Annotated in this window: 15 protein-coding genes; 4 read left to right on the top strand and 11 right to left on the bottom strand. The window is 71.9% G+C overall.

Annotated features, from left to right (window positions below; all coding sequences use genetic code 11):
• Positions 1-94 precede the first annotated feature (94 nt).
• Positions 95-1,012, bottom strand: coding sequence for an NAD-dependent epimerase/dehydratase family protein (locus tag ACIQV3_RS04590; protein WP_403709696.1), 918 nt, complete (start codon positions 1,010-1,012; stop codon positions 95-97).
• A 111-nt stretch (positions 1,013-1,123) separates the two neighbouring features.
• Between ACIQV3_RS04590 and ACIQV3_RS04585 the strand changes: the two genes are divergently transcribed.
• Complete coding sequence (locus ACIQV3_RS04585; protein ID WP_403709694.1) at positions 1,124-2,110, top strand: GlxA family transcriptional regulator; 987 nt, start codon at positions 1,124-1,126, stop codon at positions 2,108-2,110.
• 61 nt (positions 2,111-2,171) lie between these two features.
• Here the strand turns inward: ACIQV3_RS04585 and ACIQV3_RS04580 are convergent, their stop codons facing one another.
• The 6 genes from ACIQV3_RS04580 to ACIQV3_RS04555 form a co-directional block, all read right to left on the bottom strand.
• On the bottom strand, positions 2,172-3,206 hold the full coding sequence (locus ACIQV3_RS04580) for an ABC transporter permease subunit (protein ID WP_403709692.1): 1,035 nt from the start codon (positions 3,204-3,206) through the stop codon (positions 2,172-2,174).
• A 2-nt stretch (positions 3,207-3,208) separates the two neighbouring features.
• On the bottom strand, positions 3,209-4,099 hold the full coding sequence (locus tag ACIQV3_RS04575) for an ABC transporter ATP-binding protein (protein ID WP_403709690.1): 891 nt from the start codon (positions 4,097-4,099) through the stop codon (positions 3,209-3,211).
• Positions 4,096-4,503: a GntR family transcriptional regulator gene (locus ACIQV3_RS04570; RefSeq protein WP_403709688.1), complete on the bottom strand. Its 408-nt coding sequence runs from the start codon at positions 4,501-4,503 to the stop codon at positions 4,096-4,098. The genes ACIQV3_RS04575 and ACIQV3_RS04570 overlap by 4 nt, the downstream gene beginning before the upstream one ends.
• Before the next feature lie 154 nt (positions 4,504-4,657).
• Positions 4,658-5,635 (bottom strand): FAD binding domain-containing protein, encoded by a 978-nt coding sequence (locus tag ACIQV3_RS04565; RefSeq protein WP_403709686.1) that lies wholly within the window; start codon positions 5,633-5,635, stop codon positions 4,658-4,660.
• Positions 5,632-8,196 carry a molybdopterin-dependent oxidoreductase gene (locus ACIQV3_RS04560; protein ID WP_403709684.1) on the bottom strand — a complete coding sequence of 855 codons (2,565 nt, stop codon included), beginning with the start codon at positions 8,194-8,196 and terminating at the stop codon, positions 5,632-5,634. The genes ACIQV3_RS04565 and ACIQV3_RS04560 overlap by 4 nt, the downstream gene beginning before the upstream one ends.
• Positions 8,197-8,359: 163 nt before the next feature.
• Positions 8,360-9,370 carry a helix-turn-helix domain-containing protein gene (locus tag ACIQV3_RS04555; RefSeq protein ID WP_403709683.1) on the bottom strand — a complete coding sequence of 337 codons (1,011 nt, stop codon included), beginning with the start codon at positions 9,368-9,370 and terminating at the stop codon, positions 8,360-8,362.
• A gap of 255 nt (positions 9,371-9,625) precedes the next feature.
• Between ACIQV3_RS04555 and ACIQV3_RS04550 the strand changes: the two genes are divergently transcribed.
• Positions 9,626-10,396: a hypothetical protein gene (locus tag ACIQV3_RS04550; protein ID WP_403709681.1), complete on the top strand. Its 771-nt coding sequence runs from the start codon at positions 9,626-9,628 to the stop codon at positions 10,394-10,396.
• Between the two features lie 181 nt (positions 10,397-10,577).
• On the opposite strand, the gene ACIQV3_RS04545 is transcribed toward ACIQV3_RS04550, so the two are convergent.
• Positions 10,578-10,967: an ATP-binding protein gene (locus tag ACIQV3_RS04545; protein WP_403709679.1), complete on the bottom strand. Its 390-nt coding sequence runs from the start codon at positions 10,965-10,967 to the stop codon at positions 10,578-10,580.
• A gap of 149 nt (positions 10,968-11,116) precedes the next feature.
• On the opposite strand from ACIQV3_RS04545, the gene ACIQV3_RS04540 reads away from it, so the two are divergent.
• Positions 11,117-11,665: a GntR family transcriptional regulator gene (locus ACIQV3_RS04540; protein WP_403709677.1), complete on the top strand. Its 549-nt coding sequence runs from the start codon at positions 11,117-11,119 to the stop codon at positions 11,663-11,665.
• Entirely contained in the window at positions 11,662-12,450 is a 789-nt protein-coding gene (locus tag ACIQV3_RS04535; RefSeq protein ID WP_403709675.1) for a GntR family transcriptional regulator, read from the top strand. Before ACIQV3_RS04540 ends, ACIQV3_RS04535 begins: the two co-directional genes overlap by 4 nt.
• Positions 12,451-12,777: 327 nt before the next feature.
• Here ACIQV3_RS04535 and ACIQV3_RS04530 read toward each other — a convergent pair whose 3' ends face one another.
• The 3 genes from ACIQV3_RS04530 to ACIQV3_RS04520 form a co-directional block, all read right to left on the bottom strand.
• On the bottom strand, positions 12,778-14,238 hold the full coding sequence (locus tag ACIQV3_RS04530; protein ID WP_403709673.1) for a glutamate synthase subunit beta: 1,461 nt from the start codon (positions 14,236-14,238) through the stop codon (positions 12,778-12,780).
• Positions 14,231-18,781, bottom strand: coding sequence for a glutamate synthase large subunit (gltB, locus tag ACIQV3_RS04525; RefSeq protein WP_403710146.1), 4,551 nt, complete (start codon positions 18,779-18,781; stop codon positions 14,231-14,233). Before gltB ends, ACIQV3_RS04530 begins: the two co-directional genes overlap by 8 nt.
• Before the next feature lie 378 nt (positions 18,782-19,159).
• Positions 19,160-19,891 carry a VIT1/CCC1 transporter family protein gene (locus ACIQV3_RS04520; RefSeq protein ID WP_403709671.1) on the bottom strand — a complete coding sequence of 244 codons (732 nt, stop codon included), beginning with the start codon at positions 19,889-19,891 and terminating at the stop codon, positions 19,160-19,162.
• Between the last annotated feature and the right edge of the window lie 115 nt (positions 19,892-20,006).

Raw genomic sequence — 20,006 nt, 5'->3', positions numbered from 1 at the left:
CTCCCACACCAGAGACGACACGACGGCTCGCGTCGAGCGTGGGCCCGAATTGACTATTAGTCAATACTCGCGGGTAGGGCCGCCGGCGGCGACCTCAGCTCCCGCTCTCCACCAGCTCCTTGAGGACCAGGTCCAGCGCGGTGGCCCGTACGCCGAGCACAGCCTCGGTCTCGGAGGCGTCGAGGCGCAGCGCCCGGTCGTACATGTACGCCATCTCCGGGACCTCGGCCATCACCGCGTCCCGGGCGACCAGCTCCGCCAGCTCTCCGGGCGTCATCCGCCGCAGCCGCGGGCCCGGCGCGCCCGCGGCTGCGGCGAGCCGGTCGGCCAGTGCCCGGATGGACAGCTCCGAGGTGGACGGCACGTGCCAGGCGCGGCCCCAGCCGTCCTCCCGGCCGCCGACGGCGACGAGGGTACGGGCCACATCGCCCACGTAGGACCAGGCGTGCGCCTGGTCCAGGCCGACGGGGAAGACCGCCTCCGTGCCCGCGAGCACCGCCGGGACGGCCGTCCAGGTGAACAGGGAGAGCGCACCTTCGCCGAGGAAGTCGCTGGCACGGACCTCGGCGGCGCGCACGCGCCCGGCCTCGTGGGCGGTCAGCGCCTCCTCCCAGATCGCGGCGCGCACCCGCCCTTTGTCCGAGGTCGGCCGCAGGGGCAGACCGGGGGTGAGGGGCTCCGCCGCGGATCCGTACCCGTAGAGGTTCCCCAGCATCACGTAGTCCGTGCCGGTCCGCTCGGCGGCGGTGAGCAGGGAGGCCGCCAGCGGGGGGAAGGCGGTGCGCCAGTCCTGATAGGCGGGCGCGGCCGCGCTGTAGAGGGTGCGCGCACCCCGGAGCAGCTCGGTGAGGCGGTCGGTGTCGGTGATGTCGGCGGCAACCCGCTCGACGAGCGGATGCTCGGGCCCGCCGCCGCCACGGGTGATGACACGGACCCGCTCGCCGGACGCGGCGAGCAGGCGGGCGGTGGCGGTGCCGATCGGGCCGGCTCCGGTGACGACGTGCACGGACATGGCCGTACTCCCTTGCTGGAGGCATGAGTTGATCATGCGATGGATCAACTCTCGCCCCGGGCAGCGCCGTACAGTAGTGGCCTGAATGCCAGCCGTCCGGAGATTCGAGCCATGACGACCCCTCTTGCGACCCACCGTCCGGCCCGCCGTCCGCACCGGGTGACGGTCATCGCGGTCCCCCCGGTGACCACTTTCGACTTGTCGATCCCGGAGATGGTCTTCGGCGCGACGCGCCTCGGGGAGGACCCGGCCTACGAGGTGACGGTCTGCACCCCCACCCCCGGCGTCGTCACCGCGGCGATCGGCATCGACATCGTCGTACGCCACGGCCTGGAGGCGATCGAGCGGGCCGACACGGTGATGGTGACGGGGACGGGCGCCCGGGTCAGCGCCGACCCGCGGATCCTGGACGCCCTGCGGGCCGCCGCCGCGCGGGGCCGGCGGATCGCGTCCATCTGCACGGGCGCGTTCGTCCTCGCGCAGGCCGGTCTCCTCGACTCCCGGCGCGCCACGACCTTCTGGAGCATGTCGGAGGAGTTCAAGGAGCGCTTCCCCGCGGTCGACATCGTGCCGGGCGTGCTGTTCGTCGAGGACGACGGAGTGCTGACCTCGGCGGGGCTCTCCGCGGGGATCGACCTGTGCCTGCACATGGTGCGCGGCGACTACGGGGCCGCCGTCGCGAACGCCACCGCCCGCCTGGTGGTCGCGGCCCCCGCACGGCCGGGCGGCCAGGCCCAGTTCATCGAGACGCCGCTCCCGGCCGACCGCGGCACCTCCCTGGCCGCGACCCGCGCCTGGGCCCTGGCCCGCCTGCACGAACCGACGACCCTGGCCGAACTGGCCCGGCACGCGGGCCTGAGCGTGCGCACCCTGACCCGCCACTTCCGCGCCGAAACCGGTCTCAGCCCCCTGCAGTGGCTCCTGCACCAGCGTCTCCACCGCGCCCGCGAGATCCTGGAGACGACCGCCCTCCCCGTGGACCAGGTGGCCGCCCGGAGCGGCCTCGGCACGGCGGACTCCCTCCGCGCCCACCTGGTCCGCTCCACGGGCCTCACCCCGACGGCCTACCGGGCCACGGCGCGGGTGCGGCGCCCGTAAAGTCGAGAGGGCGGCCGAAGCCGGTTGCGTCGGCTTCGGCCGCCCTTCGCGGCGCCGTCCGTCAGGCCAGGCGGCGCAGCCACCAGGAGCAGAAGCCGGCCAGCAGCCCGGAGAGGGCGAGGAAGATTCCCGTCTCGATCCACTGGAAGCTCCAGTAGCGGTCGGCGGGCTGGTACTCCACCACCGCGTGGAGGTCGGACCGGGCGAAGCATTCCAGGGGGTCGACCTTGGGGTCGGCGCATCCCTCGGCGCCCCGGAGCTCCTTGCCGGCCGGGTTCAGCACCGGCCCGGGGTCGGAGACGACCCAGTCGCCGGGCCGGTACACCCCCACCGTCACGCGGGCGTTGTCGCCGGAGCCCGTGAGCCGGATGTCGCTGCCCTGCCAGCCGTCCTTCGCGCCGACGGGCTTGGCGTCGGACCCGGGCGGGGCCATGCCCAGCGCGTTCAGCGCGACGTCCGCGCGCTCCGGAGTCGTGTAGTGCGGCCGGATCGCGAAGGGCACGAGGATCTGGACCGCCGTGAAGAGGACCAGGGTGGCCGCCATCGCGGGCACGGTGCGCCGCAAGAGCAGACCCGCGCACGCCCCCGCGGTGAAGGCGAAGGCCGCGTAGCCGAGGGGGGCGATCGCGCGCCCGCCGAACAGCAGGGGACTGAACCGGTCCAGGGTGATCCGGTCGACGGGAGAGGCCCACCAGGTCACCAGGAGGCTGAGCAGTCCGGTGACGGCGACCGCGGCCAGGCCGACGGTTGCGAGCTTGACCAGGAGCCAGCGGCCGCGGGTGATGCTCTGGTTCCAGACGAGCCGGTGGGTGCCGGCCTCCAGTTCGCGGGCGATCAGCGGAGCGCCCCAGAAGACGCCGATGATGCCGGGGACGGCGATGAGCAGGGCCGTGACGTAGTAGGACAGGGTCTTGTACTCGGCGACCAGCGCGTCCTTGGCCGTTTCGCAGGCGCCGCCCTGGCAGCCGGCGACCGTACTGTCGTACGTGTCCCGCATCTGGAAGCCGGTGACCACGAGGAATATCGCGAGTGCGGCCAGGGCGGCGAGGGCCGCGAGCGTCTGGACGCGGTATTGGCGCCAGGTCAGCCAGATCATCGCTAGTTCTCCAGGGTGGTTCGGCGGCCGGTCCCGGCCGTGGCTGCCTGACTCATGTAGGTGAGGACCAGGTCCTCCAGGTTGAGCGGCTCAAGGACCCAGGAAGGATCCTGGACCGCCTTCTCGGCCCGCACGATGAAGGTGCTCTGCCGCTCGGTGTGGGTTTCCTGGATGACCCGCATGGCCTCCGGCAGGCCGGCGGCGTCCCGTCGGGCGGTGGTGAGGCGGAAGTGGCTGGCGAGCAGATCGTCCACGTCCCCCGCCACCTGGACCCGTGAGGCGACCAGCGAGACCAGGTGGTCGCAGACCCGCTCCAGGTCGGAGACCAGGTGCGAGGAGAGCACGACGGTGACCCCCTCCTCGGCCACGAACTCCATCAAACTCTGCAGGAACTCCCGCCGGGCCAGCGGGTCCAGAGCGGCGACCGGCTCGTCGAGGAGCAGCAGCTCGGGCCTCTTGGCCACCGCGAGGGTCAGGGCGACCTGGGCACGCTGACCGCCGGAGAGCTTGCCGGCCTTCTGCGCCGGGTCCAGCCCGAGCCGCCGGATCCGCTCCTGCGCCAGCCCCGCGTCCCAGCCCTGGTTGAGCCGGGCGCCCAGTTCCAGGTGGTCGGCGATGGAAAGCCCCGCGTATGTGGGCGTGTCCTGGGCGACGAACCCGACCTTGGACAGCTGCCCGGGCCCGGACGCGGGCCGCCCGCCGAGCACTTCGATGCTGCCGGAAGTCGGCCCGATCAGCCCGCAGGCCAGCTGCAGCAGGGTCGACTTCCCGGCCCCGTTGGGTCCGACCAGTCCGACGACCCGCCCGGCCGGCAGGCTCAGGGTGCAATCGGAAAGCGCCTGTTTGCGGCCGTACCGCTTGCCCAGCGCACGGGCTTCCAAAACGGCGGTCATGTCCCCTCCTCGGTATGCGTGTCCGTACGACTGCGGGTACGGAAGGTGCTCAGGAACAGCGCCTCGATGCTCTCCTCGTCCAACCCGGCAGCCCGCGCCGCGTCGAGCCACCGCCGCAACTCCTGCCGCAGCGGCTCGTGCGCGGACAGCGAGGTGTCGCCGAGCGTGCCGGAGATAAAGGTGCCGACCCCGGGCTTCTTCGTGACCAGGCCTTCGTATTCGAGCTCCCGGTACGCCTTGAGCACGGTGTTCGGGTTGATCGCCACCTGTGCGGCGACGTCCTTGACCGTCGGCAGCCGATCCCCCTCGACCAGCAGCCCCAGCCGCAGGGCTTGGCGCACCTGGTGGATCAACTGCATGTACGGAGCGACGCCGGACCGGCCATCGAGGTGAAACTCGATCACTGTCCTCCTCTATTCATCTAGCTTCCTAGCACTATAGGACTCTAGCCATGCCGTGCCTGTCAAGCGACAGCCGCCGGGCATGACGAAGGACCCGGTCGCCACCGATGGCGGCGACCGGGTCCCGGCTTTCAGGATGTCCGCACCCGGACGGGGGCTACCCGGCGGCGGCCGGGGCGGCAGCCGCCGGGGCGGCGGCCCGTTCCAGCACCTCCAGGACGGTGTCGCGGAACAGGGTCGCCTTGTAGCCGGTCTGCGGCAGCGGCCGGCAGCGGGCCAGTACCGTCGCGGCCGCGGCTGCGAGGGCATCGGGGGTGGCCTCCCGGCCGATCAGGACGGTCTCCACCTCCGGCAGCCGCAGCGGTACCCGCGCCACGCCGCCCGCCGCGACGGCGGCGTGCGTGACGGTCGCCCCGTCGAACCCGAGCCGGGCGGTGGCCTCGACCAGGGGCCATTCGCCGTGGGCCCGGCTGGTGGCCCGGTGGTAGGCGGCGCGTTCGCCCGGCAGGGGCGGCGGCAGCAGGACCGCGGTGAGGACGCGGTCCGGTGCCAGCAGGTGGTCGGCCCGGTGGAGCCGGTCGCCGTCCCCGTACACCTCGGCCACCGTGCGCGGCGATTCGCCGTGGATCTCGACCCCGGCGTCGTAAGTGAGCAGGGCCATCGCGAGGGTCGACGGGTGCGGGGCGACGCACGGGCCGTCGCCGCTGACCACGCCGAAGTGGTGGTCGCCCTCGCGCGCGGGGCAGCCGGAGCCGCCCTTCTGCAGGCAGCTGAAGTGCGGATTGCGGTAGTACCAGCAGCGGTTGCGCTGGAGCAGGTTGCCGCCCAGGGTGCCGGCGGCGCGGACCTGCGGGGTCGCCGCGGCCCCGGCCGACACCGCCAGGGCGGGCCAGCCGGAGCGCACCCGCGGATCGATGGCCAGCTCGGTGAGCGTGGTCAGGGCGCCGATCCGCAAGCCCCCGCCGGGCAGCGTCGTACAGCCGCGCAGGCTGTCCGCGCCGTCGAGGTCGGTGAACGGGCCCGGGGCGATGCCCGCTCGGTGGCGGGCGGTGGTGTCGGTGCCGCCGGCGCGCAGCTCCCCGCCGCGCGCCAGGACGGAGGCCGAGAGAGCGGTGAGGGTGGGCTCGGTGCTCACGTACCCAGTCCTTCCAGGAGCCGGTCGGGGCGGATGGGCATGTCGTACGGGCGCCAGCCGGTCGCGTCGTGGACGGCGTTGGCCAGGGCGGCCGCGGTGGGCAGGGTGGAGATCTCCCCGAGGCCGACTCCGCCGCCGGGGACGTGCTCGAAGCCCTCCTGGTGGAAGTGGACGGTGATCTCGGGGGTGTCCCCGATGCCGGGGATGCGGTAGTCCTCCAGGTTGTCGGTCAGCACCCGTCCCGTGACCGGGTCGGTGCGCCGCTCCTCGAACAGGGCGTAGCCGACGCCCTGGACGACGGCGCCCTCGCACTGGCTGCGGGCGAGCCGTTCCTCGTGGATGCGGCCCGCGGCGATGCCGCTCCACACGCGCAGCGGGCGGATCCGGCCGAGCCGGGTGTCCACCTCCACCTCGGCGACCTGCACCGATCCGGTGAAGCCGCGGCCGATCGCCACGCCCCCCATGGTCAGGCTGAGGGGGGTCACGAAGCCCCGGCGGTCGCGGGGGCGCCGGCCGGTGACCCGTACGCCGTTCGCAAGCCCCAGCCGGGAGGCCACGTCGCCGTCACCGCCGCCGAGCGCGTCGCGCAGCCGTTCGGCGGCGTCCATGGCGGCGGGCACGATGGACGGCGTGGTGCGGCTGCCGCCGGAGGTGGGCCCGTGCACGGTGTCGCTGTGCCCGACCTCGGCGCGCACCCTCTCCTCCGGCACGCCGAGCCCTTCGGCGACGGCCCGGCGCAGTACGGTGCGCGAGCCGGTGCCCATGTCCTGCACGGCGCAGCGGGCGACCACGATCCCGTCCTCGACGGTGAGCTCGACCTCGGTGACGGGGTCGAGGAAGTACAGCCAGTTGGCCGCGGCCACGCCGACGCCCCGGCGGAACCGTCCGGTGCCGCCGCGGGTCCCCGTCCAGGCCGGGAGCACCGCGGCCAGGTCGTACAGCGCGTGGCGCTTCGGGTTGCCGTCCCAGCGGCGGCGCAGCGCGATCGGGTCCTGGCCGAGCCGGTGGGCCATCTCGTCGACGGCCTGTTCCAGGGCCCAGCACATCGTGGGTCCGCCCGGGCCCCGGAAGGGGGCGCCCGGCGGCCGGTGGGTGACGGTGTCGAAGTCCCGTAGCCGGCGCGGGGCCTTGCCGTACATGAACCGGGCCAGCGCGGCGACGGTGCCGCCCACCGAGACCCCGCCGTCGGTGTCCACGTCCATGGCCAGCGCGCTCAGTTCCCCGGAGGCGTCCGCGGTCATCGCCAGCCGGATCCGGGTCCCGGGCCGGTACCCGCCGTCGGTGAGCTCCTCGTCGCGGTCCAGCACCACCCGCACCGGGGCGCCGTGCAGCCGGGCCAGCTCGACCGCGGCAACGACGTCCGACGTCAGCCCCATCTTGCAGCCGAAGCCTCCGCCCACGTGGACGGCCCGGGCCAGCACCCGTTCGACGGGCACGCCGAAGCGCTCGGCGGCGAGTACGGCCACCTGCTTGACCGACTGCGTGGACACCTCCAGGTGGAGGGTTCCGTCGTCCCACCAGGCCAGGCAGGCGTGCGGTTCGAGCGGGGTGTGCGTCTGCGCGGCGGTGGTGAACAGTCCCTCGACCACCCGCTCGGGGCTGTTCTTACGGGCCTCCGTGATCCGGCGTACGGCCGTGGCCGGGCGCTTGCTCATCGCGGAGGGGCCGCGCCGGTTGCCGCGCCAGCGGGCGGGCATCAGCTGCGGGGCCTCGCCGGACCCGGGCGCCAGCTTGCGCGCCGCCTTGTCCTCGTAGACCAGCGGCCCCTCGCCGGCCCGCGCCCGGCTCACGTCGAGGGCGGCCGGCAGCACCTCGTACTCCACCGTGACCCGCGCGGCGGCCGCCCGGGCGGATGCCCGGTCCGGCCCCGCGACGGCCGCCACCGGCTGCCCGACGTACCGCACCACGCCGTCGGGCGGCAGCATCGGCACCACCACCGCGTCCCCGGCCTCCAGGGACCGTACGTACGCGTGCGCGTGCGGCGAGCGGATGATCACCCCCTCCAGCAGCCCCTCGGGGCGCTGATCGGTGGTGTACCGCGCGGACCCGTCCACCTTCTCGGGAGCCTCGGCGCGCGGGACCGCGGCCGCCGTCTCCCCTTCGTAGTCGCCCGCACAGGCCGCGGCCACGGCGCTGAAGATCCCCTCGTACGCCCCGCACCGGCACAGGTGACCGGCCAGCGCCTCCGCGATCTCCTCCCGCCCCGGCCTGCTCCTTCCGTGCGCGGCCCGCCACCGCTCGAAGAACGCGGCGGCCTCGACCACGAACCCGGGCGTGCAGTAACCGCACTGGAGGGCGTCCTCACCCGCGAAGGCACGCCCGACCGGGTGACCGGCCAGCCCCTCCACGGTCGTCACCCGCCGCCCGGCCAGCCGCACCGCCGGCGTCAGACACGCCACCCGCGGCTCACCGTCGACCTGCACCGTGCACGCCCCGCACACCCCGCCGGCGCAGACCAGCTTGGTCCCGGTCAGCCCCAACTGCTCCCGCACCACCTCGACGGCGGCCGGATCACCGTCCACGTCCACCGCGCACGGGACGCCATTGACCTCGAACTCCACGGGACGCACTCCTCAGCGTGGGGGCGGCGACCCCCACACCACCCGGGCTCGCCTTCACCCCCCTTGATAACCCGCCCCCGCCCACCCCGCAGCTCGGCACGCTCCCCGGGCCACCGCGGGGCGTCCTCCCGGCCGAGCCACCGGGTCAGGTGACCGCGGGCGTCTACGACTTCGCCGGAGCGGTGGAGGTCTCCGCGGGCGCCGGAGACGCCACGGGCTCCGGCGTCACGGTGAAGATCTGCCTGGCGTCCTGGGCACACGGTTCGACCACGGCCTCCGTCCCCGGCTCGGCACCGCCGCCCTTGATGCCCACGCAGCCCTGATCGTTGACCCGGATGCGATAGCCGCTCGCGTTCGCGGCCCGCGCGGGCTCGAAGCGGAAGTGGCTGGCGAGGTCGCACCTGGCCCACGGCTCCAGCAGTTCGGCGCCCGCCCCCTGCCCGCGCAGCCGAAGGCATGCCGGTCCCATCTCGGGCCGGTACCACTGGATGCGGTACGTGCCGACGCCCGCGTTCAGCAGGGTCGTGCGGTGCGGCGCGGTCTCCTCGCACGGACGCTGTACGGCCACCAGGGAGTCGTAGCGGCGGTCCCGGACGACGCCGTCGGTCAGGCAGAGCCCCGGCGCCAGAGCCGGGCGGATCCACAGCGCGCTGCCGACGGGCAGCTGCGCCGCCGGTGTTTCGCGCAGAGCCGACTTCGCCGAGGCGCCGGAGCCGGCGCGCGGCCAGCCGGTGATGCCCGCGACCACGGCCGCTGCCGCCAGCACCCCGACGACCGCCAACACCATCAGGACGCGCCGGCGCCGGCCGGGCAGAGCGGGCGACTCCGCCGAGGGCGGGGCTGTCTGCCCGGTGAGAGCGGCGGGAACGGCGGGAACGGTGGGAACGGTGGGCGGCTGCGCGGCGATGCGGCTCCAGGACCTGAGCCACTCATCGGCCCTCGCACCGTCGCCGCAGGCCCGTACGAAGTCCGAGAGGAGTTCGGGGCGCGGAAGCTTCTTGCCCGCCAGCACGTCGGCGAGCGTACTGCGGGCGAGCACCCCGCCCTGGTCGGCGGCGCGGCGTTCGAGCTGCCGGTAGGTCAGTCCGGAGCGGCTCTTCAGCTCCCGGAGCAGAGCGATGAACGCGGCGGCGCTGTCGGCTCTTCGCGGTTCCAGGTCGTCGGCGGGATCCATGGTGCACATGGTTCCCAGCCCGAGGCACTGTCAGCTACAGCATAACTCGCCATCTTCCAGGCCGCGTTGCCGACCTCCTCACGCCCCTGACCAGCCCGGACAGCCGTCCGGTGTCCGGGACATGAAGATCGCTGGACGCTGCTTTCCGGTCCGGGTGATGGTCGGTCGGCGGGCATCCAGCCCTGGGCTCAGCCCCATGGGCCGGCTCACCGCCCCGCACCACCCACATCCGGTCCGACTTCGCGAGGTCATGCCATGACGACGCCAGCCCCCATGCCCCCGGCACCCGTTCACAGCACGGAACGGCACCGCACGCTCAAAGCCGTGGCCGTCCTGGCCCTGACGGCCGGCCTGACCCTCGGCGACCTCACCCTGGCGGGGGCGGCACAGGCCGCCACGCTCGGCGACGGCATAGCCGCGCAGGCACTCGGCCAGTACACGAGCGACAACGCCGAGGTCCGCAAGCGCAAGTACGAGGGCGCGGCCAACGGCGCGAACGCCAAGAACAACTGCAACTTCTACACGGGCTTCTGGACCGACCCGCGCAACCGTCGTTTCGACGGTACGAGCGCCCCGCGCACCGGCACCAACGGCGCGGCCTGCGGCAAGAGCAAGGGCTACGTCTACATCAACAACACCAAGACCTGGACCACCGTGAACTGGAAGTCCCGCGCCTGGTGCTCCGACTTCGCGAAGTACACGTGGTACTGGGGCGGCGCCAAAGTCACCGGCCTCAACGCCGCGGCAGCCTCCTTCCGCGACTACGGCCGCGCCAACGGCACCTGGCACACGCGGGCCCAGGTGGAGGCCAAGACGTACGTCCCCAGGAAGGGAGACGTCGTCAGCTACGACTGGAACCTTGACGGCGTCATCGACCACGTCGGCGTGCTGACCGCCTACAGCACCAGGTACACGGCCTACTTCTCCGTCGAGGGGAACTCCGGCGACAAACTCACCTACAAGAACACCAAGCAGTCGGCGACATCCCGGTACGTGGTCGGCTACACCTCCCCCAAGCCCCTCTGACGGCCCCCGAACCCGCACACCGCCGGTCGGCGACGAACCCTCAGGAGGCACCATGAACGACACCGGATGGACCGGCAGGCAAGCAACCGCACCTCGGACCGGGTAGCCCGCACCGCACACGCCACAACGCCCGCCACCCCTGGTCGGGGACGTGGCGGGCGTTGTGTCACCGTCACTCAGCTCACGTCGAGGCTAGCTTGAACCCAGCCCGGATCGTCTTGCCCACCCGCTCGTCGCGGATCTGGAACTCGTCCGCGAGCTCGACCACCAACCACAGCCCCCGGCCCCTCCGGGCGCAAAGGTCGGACTGCTGCACGACGGGGTGACCCGGGCCGCTGTCGCGAACCTCGATCGTCACGATCCCGCCCTCCCGCTCGAGGCGCACGGAGAACTCCCGCCCCAGCGGGACCCCGTGCAGAACCGCATTCGTGGCGAGCTCGGACACGCAGAGCCGTATGTCGTCCCGCCGCTCGCACACGCCCCAATCGCCAAGCGTGTCACCTGCGAACTGCCGGGCCGCGCGCACCGAGGCACGGGCCCGGGGGAACCGCTGCTGCCGAGACAAGGACATAGCACCCCACCGCCTTAACGCTGAGCTTCCAAGGCCACACAGAACGTATCGCTATTCGCGAAAAGCAGCAAGGTTTACAGGGTGGGATAGGGCAGAGGTGTCGCTTAACGTGGGCACCGGCAGAGAGCCACGGGCACTGAGGAGGCAGCGTGAGCGGCAGCGGATGGACCAGCACGTCGATGCCGTACTTGACCCCCCGCCCCGCCGGAGACTCGGACGCCTGGACCAATGAGGCGCAAGCCGCGGGTCGTCGCGGCGGGCAGCGCATCCTGCACGCCGGAGAGAGCGAGGCCCCGGCCGAGGTCACCCGGATGCTCGACCTCACGAGCGGGGAGACCGTCATCACCCGGCGCCGGATCATCGAACTCGACGGCGAGCCAACCGAGTTGACCGACACCTACTACCCGAATGACATCGCCGCAGGCACCCCGCTGGCCGGAACCGCGAAGATCCGAGGCGGCGCAGTAACCCTGCTGGCCGGGCTGGGACACATCGGCGTGCGGGCCGTCGAGAACGTGACGGCCCGGATGCCAGACCCCGAGGAACGGGAGCACCTGCTCCTCGGGCCCGTCGAGCCGGTCCTCCAACTCGCCCGGACCACCTACGACGCAGCGGGCCGGCCGATCCAGGCCGACGTGATGGTCATGCCTGCCGGACGCCAGCAGTTGCGGTACGAGATCGACATCGAGGTCGCATGACCCTGTCCAGTTCCGAAGCCGCGGGCCCCGACCCCCGGCCGCTACACGCCCGCATCGCCGCCGATCTGCGGGACGAGATCATGAGCGGCGGCCTCCCGCCTGGATCGAAGCTGCCTTCCACCGCGCAGCTGAAGGCCCGCTTCGATGCCTCCAACGCCACGATCCAGAAGGCCGTCCAGCTCCTCAAGGACGAAGGGCTGGCCCTGGGTCGTGCGGGCTCGGCCGTGACCGTACGGGACACCCGCCAGCGGACCGTTCGCCCGGCCGGCTCCCTCACCCCGGCCGTGGACGGGGCGGCCTACCCGTGGCTCGCCGAAGCCTCGGAACCGGGCCGTACCGGACCAGCGCACAGCACCCTGCTGGCGGTGGAAGAGGTGCCCGTCGTCGGTGATGTCGCTGCCGCGCTCGGCCTCCCCGAGGACAGCCCGGCCGTGTGCAGGCGCCAGCTGATCAGCATCGACGGCGAACCCGCCGAACTGGTGAGTTCGTACTACCCGCCGGACCTCGCGCGCGGCACCGCCCTCGCGGAGCCCCGCCGGATCCGGGGTGGCACTCCGACCCTGCTGACGGAACTCGGCTTCCCGCCCCGGCGCAGCGTGGACCGGCTCTCCGCCCGGGTAGCGACGCAGGAGCAGTACACCGCCCTGCGGCTACCCGGCGACCTCCCCGTCCTGCGGACCCTCCGTACGGTGTACGGCGACGAGGAACGGCCGATCGAGGTCACCGTGATGGTGAAGGCAGGCCACCTGTACGAGCTCCGGTACGAGTTCACACCCGAAGCCTGACCGCCCCGGAACGCCACAACGCCCGCCACCCCTGGTCGGGGACGTGGCGGGCGTTGTGTCAGAGTCCCGTACACCGTTGTACGGACCGTATGAGGGGTCCCGGCCGGGGCCGGGGGTGCTGCTCAACCTCAATGACCACCCGACGGCCGGAGGCCGGCGCAGCCGGGCGAAGCCCGGGAGGCCGCCTGCGGCCGAGCGGTGCGCGAGCACGGCGTCCAGAAGGAGTCGTGGCGGGCGTTGTGTCAGAGTCCCGTACACCGTTGTACGGACCGTATGAGGGGTCCCGGCCGGGGCCGGGGGTAACGCGGGTCAAGCGGGGTACTGCGGTCAGACGGTGATCGAGCGGTCCGTCGGCTTGACCGGGTACGGAAGGGCGCTGGTGCCGGTCAGGAAGCGGTCCACGCCGCGGGCGGCCGAGCGGCCTTCCGCGATGGCCCAGACGATGAGCGACTGGCCGCGGCCGGCGTCGCCGGCGACGAAGACGCCGTCGACGTTGGTCGCGTAGGAGGCGTCGCGCTCGATGTTGCCGCGGGCGTCCATCGCCAGGCCGAACTGCGCCGTGAGGCCGTTCTCCTGGTCGGTGCCGGTGAAGCCCATCGCCAGGGTGACCAGCTGCGCGGGGAGGACGCGCTCGGTGCCGGGCTTCTGGACGAGCTTGCCGTCCTCGAAGGCGACCTCGACCAGGTGGAGGGCCTGGACGTTGCCGTCCTCGTCGCCCTCGAAGTGGGTGGTGGAGACGGAGTAGATCCGCTCGCCGCCCTCCTCGTGAGCAGAGGTGACCTTGTACAGCATGGGGAAGGTCGGCCAGGGCTGGCCGGCCGGCCGGTCCTCGGAGGGACGCGGCATGATCTCCAGCTGCGTGACCGAGGCCGCGCCCTGGCGGTGGGCGGTGCCCACGCAGTCCGCGCCGGTGTCGCCGCCGCCGATGACGACCACGTGCTTGCCCTCGGCCGTGATGGGGGGCGCCATGAAGTCGCCCTCCTGGACCTTGTTCGCGAGGGGGAGGTACTCCATCGCGAAGTGGATGCCGTTCAGGTCGCGGCCCGGGACCGGCAGGTCGCGGGAGATCGTCGCGCCCGCCGCGATGACGACCGCGTCGAACCGCTTGCGCAGGTCGGTGGCGGTGACGTCGCGGCCGACCTCGACGCCGGTACGGAACTTGGTGCCCTCCGCGCGCATCTGCTCGATGCGGCGGTTGATGTGCACCTTCTCCATCTTGAACTCGGGGATGCCGTAGCGCAGCAGCCCGCCGATGCGGTCGGCGCGCTCGTACACCACCACGGTGTGGCCGGCCCGGGTCAGCTGCTGGGCCGCGGCGAGACCCGCCGGGCCGGAGCCGATGACCGCGGCGGTCTTGCCCGATAGGCGCTCGGGCGCCTGCGGGGTGACGTCGCCGTTGTCCCACGCCTTGTCGATGATCGAGACTTCGACGTTCTTGATGGTGACGGCCGGCTGGTTGATGCCGAGCACGCAGGCGGACTCGCACGGCGCCGGGCACAGCCGCCCGGTGAACTCCGGGAAGTTGTTCGTCGCGTGCAGCCGCTCGGAGGCGGCGGTCCAGTCCTCGCGGTACGCGAAGTCGTTCCACTCGGGGATCAGGTTCCCGAGCGGGCAGCCGTTGTGGCAGAACGGGATGCCGCAGTCCATGCAGCGGCCGGCCTGCTTGCTGATGATCGGCAGCAGCGAGCCCGGAACGTAGACCTCGTTCCAGTCCTTGAGGCGCTCGGCCACAGGACGGGTGCGGGCGGTCTCGCGGGGGGTGGTGAGGAAGCCCTTCGGGTCAGCCATTGGTCGCCGCCTCCATCATCTTCTCCGTGGTCTCGGACTCGGAGAGTCCGGCGAGCTCAGCGGCGTCCTTGGCGGCGAGCACTGCCTTGTACGTGGTCGGGATGATCTTGCTGAAGCGGGCCGCCGAGGCGGTCCAGTCAGCCAGGAGCTTCGCGGCCACGGTCGAGCCGGTCTCCTCCTCGTGGCGGCGCACCACATCGTGCAGCCACTGGGAGTCGGTGTCGGAGAGGGCTTCGAGCGCGCCCGTGTTGCCGACGTTGACGTTGGCAGGGTCCAGGTCGATGACGTACGCGACGCCGCCCGACATGCCCGCCGCGAAGTTGCGGCCCGTCTCGCCGAGGACGACCGCGGTGCCGCCGGTCATGTACTCGCAGCCGTGGTCGCCCACGCCTTCCGAGACGACCAGGGCGCCGGAGTTGCGGACGCAGAAGCGCTCGCCGGTGCGGCCGCGCAGGAACAGCTCGCCGCCGGTGGCGCCGTAGCCGATCGTGTTGCCCGCGATGGTCGAGTACTCGGCCAGGTGCTCGGCGCCGCGGTCGGGACGGACCACGACACGGCCGCCGGAGAGGCCCTTGCCGACGTAGTCGTTGGCGTCGCCCTCCAGGCGCAGCGTCACACCGCGCGGGAGGAAGGCGCCGAAGGACTGGCCGGCGGAGCCGGTGAAGGTCAGGTCGATGGTGTTGTCGGGCAGGCCCGCACCGCCGAACTTCTTCGTGACCTCGTGGCCGAGCATGGTGCCGACCGTACGGTTGATGTTGCGGATCGCGACCTGGGCGCGGACCGGCTGCGCGGTCTCGGCCGAGTCGGCGTTCAGCGCGTCCGCGGCGAGGCGGATGAGCTCGTTGTCGAGCGCCTTCTCCAGGCCGTGGTCCTGCTCGATCAGGGCGTGGCGGACCGCGCCCTCGGGCAGCTCCGGCACGTAGAAGAGCGGCTCCAGGTCGAGACCCTGCGCCTTCCAGTGCGTGACGGCCTTGCTGGTGTCGAGGAGCTCGGCGTGGCCGACGGCCTCCTCGATCGTGCGGAAGCCCAGCTCGGCGAGGAGCTCGCGCACCTCCTCCGCGATGAACTCGAAGAAGTTGACGACGAACTCCGGCTTGCCGGAGAAGCGGTCCCGCAGGACCGGGTTCTGGGTGGCGATGCCGACCGGGCAGGTGTCCAGGTGACAGACGCGCATCATGACGCAGCCGGAGACGACGAGCGGCGCGGTCGCGAAACCGAACTCCTCGGCGCCGAGCAGCGCGGCGATGATGACGTCGCGGCCGGTCTTGAGCTGGCCGTCCGTCTGGACCACGATGCGGTCGCGCAGCCCGTTGAGCAGCAGGGTCTGCTGGGTCTCGGCGAGGCCGAGCTCCCAGGGACCGCCCGCGTGCTTCAGCGAGGTGAGCGGGGAAGCGCCCGTACCGCCGTCGTGGCCGGAGATGAGGACGACGTCCGCGTGGGCCTTGGAGACACCGGCCGCGACGGTACCCACGCCGACCTCGGAGACCAGCTTCACGTGGATGCGGGCGACCGGGTTGGCGTTCTTGAGGTCGTGGATCAGCTGAGCCAGGTCCTCGATGGAGTAGATGTCGTGGTGCGGCGGCGGGGAGATCAGGCCGACGCCCGGGGTGGAGTGCCGGGTCTTGGCGACCCACGGGTAGACCTTGTGGCCGGGCAGCTGGCCGCCCTCGCCGGGCTTGGCACCCTGCGCCATCTTGATCTGGATGTCGTCCGCGTTGACCAGGTACTCGCTCGTGACACCGAAGCGGCCGGAGGCGACCTGCTTGATGGAGGAGCGGCGCGCCGGGTCGTACAGGCGGTCCGGGTCCTCGCCGCCCTCACCGGTGTTGGACTTGGCGCCCAACTGGTTCATGGCGATGGCGAGGGTCTCGTGCGCCTCCTTGGAGATGGAGCCGTACGACATGGCGCCGGTGGAGAAGCGCTTGACGATGTCGGCGACCGACTCGACCTCGTCGATGGAGATGGCTTGACGCCCGTCGGCTTCCGCAGTCTTGAAGCCGAAGAGCCCGCGCAGCGTCATCAGGCGCTCGGACTGCTCGTTCACCCGGTCCGTGTACTGCTTGAAGATGTCGTACCGGCGGTTGCGCGTGGCGTGCTGCAGGCGGAAGACCGTGTCCGGGTCGAACAGGTGCGGCTCGCCCTCGCGGCGCCACTGGTACTCGCCGCCGATCTCCAGCGCGCGGTGCGTGGCCGCGATGCCGGAGGCCGGGTACGCCTTGGTGTGGCGCGCGGCCACCTCCTTGGCGATGACGTCCAGGCCGGCGCCGCCGATCTTGGTGGCGGTGCCCGCGAAGTACGCGGCGACGAACTCCTCGTTCAGGCCGACGGCCTCGAAGACCTGCGCGCCGCGGTAGGAGGCGACGGTGGAGATGCCCATCTTGGACATGACCTTCAGGACGCCCTTGCCGAGCGCGTAGATCAGGTTCTTGATGGCCTGCTCCGGCTCCAGGCCGGTCAGGAAGGTACCGGCGCGCAGGAGGTCCTCGACGGACTCCATGGCGAGGTACGGGTTGACCGCGGCGGCGCCGTAGCCGATGAGCAGCGCGACGTGGTGGACCTCGCGGACGTCGCCGGCCTCGATCAGCAGACCCACCTGGGTGCGCTGCTTGGTGGCGATGAGGTGGTGGTGCACCGCGGAGGTGAGCAGCAGCGACGGGATCGGCGCGTGCTCGGCGTCGGAGTGACGGTCCGAGAGGACGATCAGGTGCGCGCCGTTCTCGATGGCCGCGTCGACCTCGCCGCGGATCTCCTCGATGCGGGCGGCCAGCGCCTGGCCGCCGCCCGAGACCCGGTACAGGCCCGAGAGGGTGGCGGCCTTCATGCCCGGCATGTCGCCGTCGGCGTTGACGTGGATGAGCTTGGCCAGCTCGTCGTTGTCGATCACCGGGAACGGCAGCGTGACGCTGCGGCAGGACGCGGCGGTCGGCTCCAGCAGGTTGCCCTGCGGGCCGAGCGAGGACAGCAGCGAGGTGACGAGCTCCTCGCGGATGGCGTCCAGCGGCGGGTTGGTGACCTGCGCGAAGAGCTGGGTGAAGTAGTCGAAGAGCAGCCGGGGGCGCTCGGACAGGGCCGCGATCGGGGAGTCCGTGCCCATGGAGCCCAGCGGCTCGCCGGCGCTGCGGGCCATCGGCGCGAGGATGACGCGGAGTTCTTCCTCGGTGTAGCCGAAGGTCTGCTGGCGGCGGGTGACCGAGGCGTGGGTGTGCACGATGTGCTCACGCTCGGGCAGGTCCGTCAGCTCGATCTCGCCCGTCTCCAGCCATTCGGCGTACGGGTGCTCGGCGGCCAGCGCGTCCTTGATCTCGTCGTCTTCGATGATCCGCTTCTGGGCGGTGTCGACGAGGAACATCTTGCCGGGCTGCAGGCGGCCCTTGCGGACGACCTTGGCCGGGTCGATGTCCAGGACGCCGACCTCGGAGGAGAGCACGACGAAGTCGTCGTCGGTGACCCAGTAGCGGCCGGGGCGCAGACCGTTGCGGTCGAGGACCGCGCCGACCTGGGTGCCGTCGGTGAAGGTGACGCAGGCGGGGCCGTCCCACGGCTCCATCTGCGTGGAGTGGTACTTGTAGAACGCGCGGCGGGCCGGCGACATGGAGGTGTGGTTCTCCCACGCCTCCGGGATCATCATCAGCACGCTGTGCGGCAGCGAACGGCCGCCGAGGTGGAGCAGCTCCAGGACCTCGTCGAAGGAGGCCGAGTCGGAGGCGTCCGGGGTGCAGATCGGGAAGATCCGCTCGAGGGCGCCCTCGCCGAAGAGGCCGGAGGCCAGCTGGGACTCGCGGGCCCGCATCCAGTTCCGGTTGCCCTTGACCGTGTTGATCTCGCCGTTGTGCGCGACGAAGCGGTACGGGTGGGCCAGCGGCCACGACGGGAAGGTGTTCGTCGAGAACCGGGAGTGGACCAGGGCGATCGCGGACGCGAAGCGGCGGTCGGAGAGGTCCGGGAAGAACGGCTCCAGCTGGCCGGTGGTCAGCATGCCCTTGTAGACGATCGTGCGGGTGGAGAGCGACGGGAAGTAGACCCCGGCCTCGCGCTCGGCGCGCTTGCGCAGCACGAAGGCCTTGCGGTCCAGCTCGATCCCGCTCGTCCCGTTGCTGACGAACAGCTGCGAGAAGGCCGGCATGGTGGCGCGGGCGCCGTTGCCGAGCAGGTCGGGGGTGACCGGAACCTCGCGCCAGCCGAGAACCGTCAGGTTCTCCTCGGCGGCGATGGCCTCGATCTGCTCCACGGCGACGGCCTGTGCGGTGCCGTCGGCGGGGAGGAAGGCGATGCCGACGGCGTACGCGCCGGCCTCGGGAAGGTCGAAACCGGTCACGTCGCGCAGGAACGCGTCCGGGACCTGGGAGAGGATGCCGGCGCCGTCGCCCGAGTCGGGCTCGGATCCGGTGGCGCCTCGGTGCTCGAGGTTCCGCAATACGGTCAGCGCCTGCTCGACCAGCATGTGGCTGGCCTCGCCGGTGAGGTTGGCCACAAAGCCGACGCCACAGGCGTCGTGCTCGTTGCGCGGGTCGTACATGCCCTGCTGGGCGGGGCGACCGTCCATGGGCGACCAGGCGGTGTTGCTGAGGCCGGTCGCGGAGTGCGTGGATGCGGAACGCATCGGCTCTCCCGTCGTCGTCGTGGCATATGTGCATAGCCGAGGGACGACGTTGGCCCTCTGCGAAATTTCGTGCAGATTACATGATGACGACAATCCCGCGAAGCGGATATGTCGTTCCAGCATGCGGACACTGCACGGAGCAGGCAAGAGGGGACTTTCGCAGGTGCCCTGCAATCGGGACACGGGTCGAAGGTCCCGGGGGAGGGGCGGGCCTCATTGCCCGGCGCCCAGGGTCTGATTGCCCGGCGGACATAGGATCGAAACCGCCGAGTAACTGACTACTTATGTTGCCTACTGCATAGTGTCTCACTCCCTGCACGGTCAGCCTACGGCTCCGCCGATCCAGGTTCCCAGGATGTACGTCACACCCGCGGCCGCGCCACCCAGGACGAGCTGGCGCAGCCCGCTGTACCACCAGGACCGGGCCGTGACCCGGGAGACCACCGCGCCGCAGAGGAAGAGCCCCACCAGGGCCGCGAGCACCGCGGGCCACAGGACGGTCACGCCGAGCAGGTAGGGCAGCAGCGGGACGAGCGCGCCGAGCGCGAACGATCCGAAGGAGGACACGGCCGCGACCATCGGCGACGGCAGGTCGTCCGGGTCGATCCCGAGCTCCTCGCGGGCGTGGATCTCCAGCGCCTGCTCCGGGTCGCGGGACAGCTGCATGGCCACCTCGCGGGCCAGCGCCGGCTCGACGCCGCGCGAGACGTAGAGCTCGGCCAGCTCCTCCATTTCGTCAATGGGGTGCTTGCGCAACTGCTGGCGCTCTATGTCCAGTTCGGCGAGCACGAGCTCGCGCTGCGAGGCGACCGAGGTGTACTCCCCCGCCGCCATGGAGAAGGCTCCGGCGGCGAGGCCGGCCAGGCCGGTGACCACGATGACGTGCGGGGCCACGGCGCCGCCGGCCACGCCGGTCATCAGCGCGAGGTTGGAGACGAGCCCGTCCATCGCACCGAAGACCGCCGGGCGCAGCCATCCGCCGTTGACGTCACGGTGGGTGTGGTTGTCGCGGTGGGCGGTGTGAAGCGGTGCTTCGATATCGATGATGGACATGCCGGCTATCTCCTCTTTTGTACGAGTGGGTGCACAGAGCTGTGCCATGGACGACGCGCTGACACCCACTCCCCCTGAACTCCTCGAAACTACGCACGATTTCCGGCCCCCGCCA

This window comes from Streptomyces sp. NPDC099050, assembly GCF_044759865.1.
In the GTDB taxonomy this organism is placed as follows: domain Bacteria; phylum Actinomycetota; class Actinomycetes; order Streptomycetales; family Streptomycetaceae; genus Streptomyces.
This window is presented reverse-complemented; position numbering and strand designations above follow the sequence as displayed.

Bases quoted from the DNA above. Each gene is read 5' to 3' on its own strand.
- ACIQV3_RS04535 (WP_403709675.1), top strand. From the start codon at position 11,662: ATGACCCTGTCCAGTTCCGAAGCCGCGGGCCCCGACCCCCGGCCGCTA.
- ACIQV3_RS04580 (WP_403709692.1), bottom strand. From the start codon at position 3,206: ATGATCTGGCTGACCTGGCGCCAATACCGCGTCCAGACGCTCGCGGCC.
- ACIQV3_RS04545 (WP_403709679.1), bottom strand. From the start codon at position 10,967: ATGTCCTTGTCTCGGCAGCAGCGGTTCCCCCGGGCCCGTGCCTCGGTG.
- ACIQV3_RS04585 (WP_403709694.1), top strand. From the start codon at position 1,124: ATGACGACCCCTCTTGCGACCCACCGTCCGGCCCGCCGTCCGCACCGG.
- ACIQV3_RS04590 (WP_403709696.1), bottom strand. From the start codon at position 1,012: ATGTCCGTGCACGTCGTCACCGGAGCCGGCCCGATCGGCACCGCCACC.
- ACIQV3_RS04520 (WP_403709671.1), bottom strand. From the start codon at position 19,891: ATGTCCATCATCGATATCGAAGCACCGCTTCACACCGCCCACCGCGAC.
- ACIQV3_RS04555 (WP_403709683.1), bottom strand. From the start codon at position 9,370: ATGGATCCCGCCGACGACCTGGAACCGCGAAGAGCCGACAGCGCCGCC.
- gltB (WP_403710146.1), bottom strand. From the start codon at position 18,781: ATGGACGGTCGCCCCGCCCAGCAGGGCATGTACGACCCGCGCAACGAG.
- ACIQV3_RS04575 (WP_403709690.1), bottom strand. From the start codon at position 4,099: ATGACCGCCGTTTTGGAAGCCCGTGCGCTGGGCAAGCGGTACGGCCGC.
- ACIQV3_RS04550 (WP_403709681.1), top strand. From the start codon at position 9,626: ATGACGACGCCAGCCCCCATGCCCCCGGCACCCGTTCACAGCACGGAA.
- ACIQV3_RS04530 (WP_403709673.1), bottom strand. From the start codon at position 14,238: ATGGCTGACCCGAAGGGCTTCCTCACCACCCCCCGCGAGACCGCCCGC.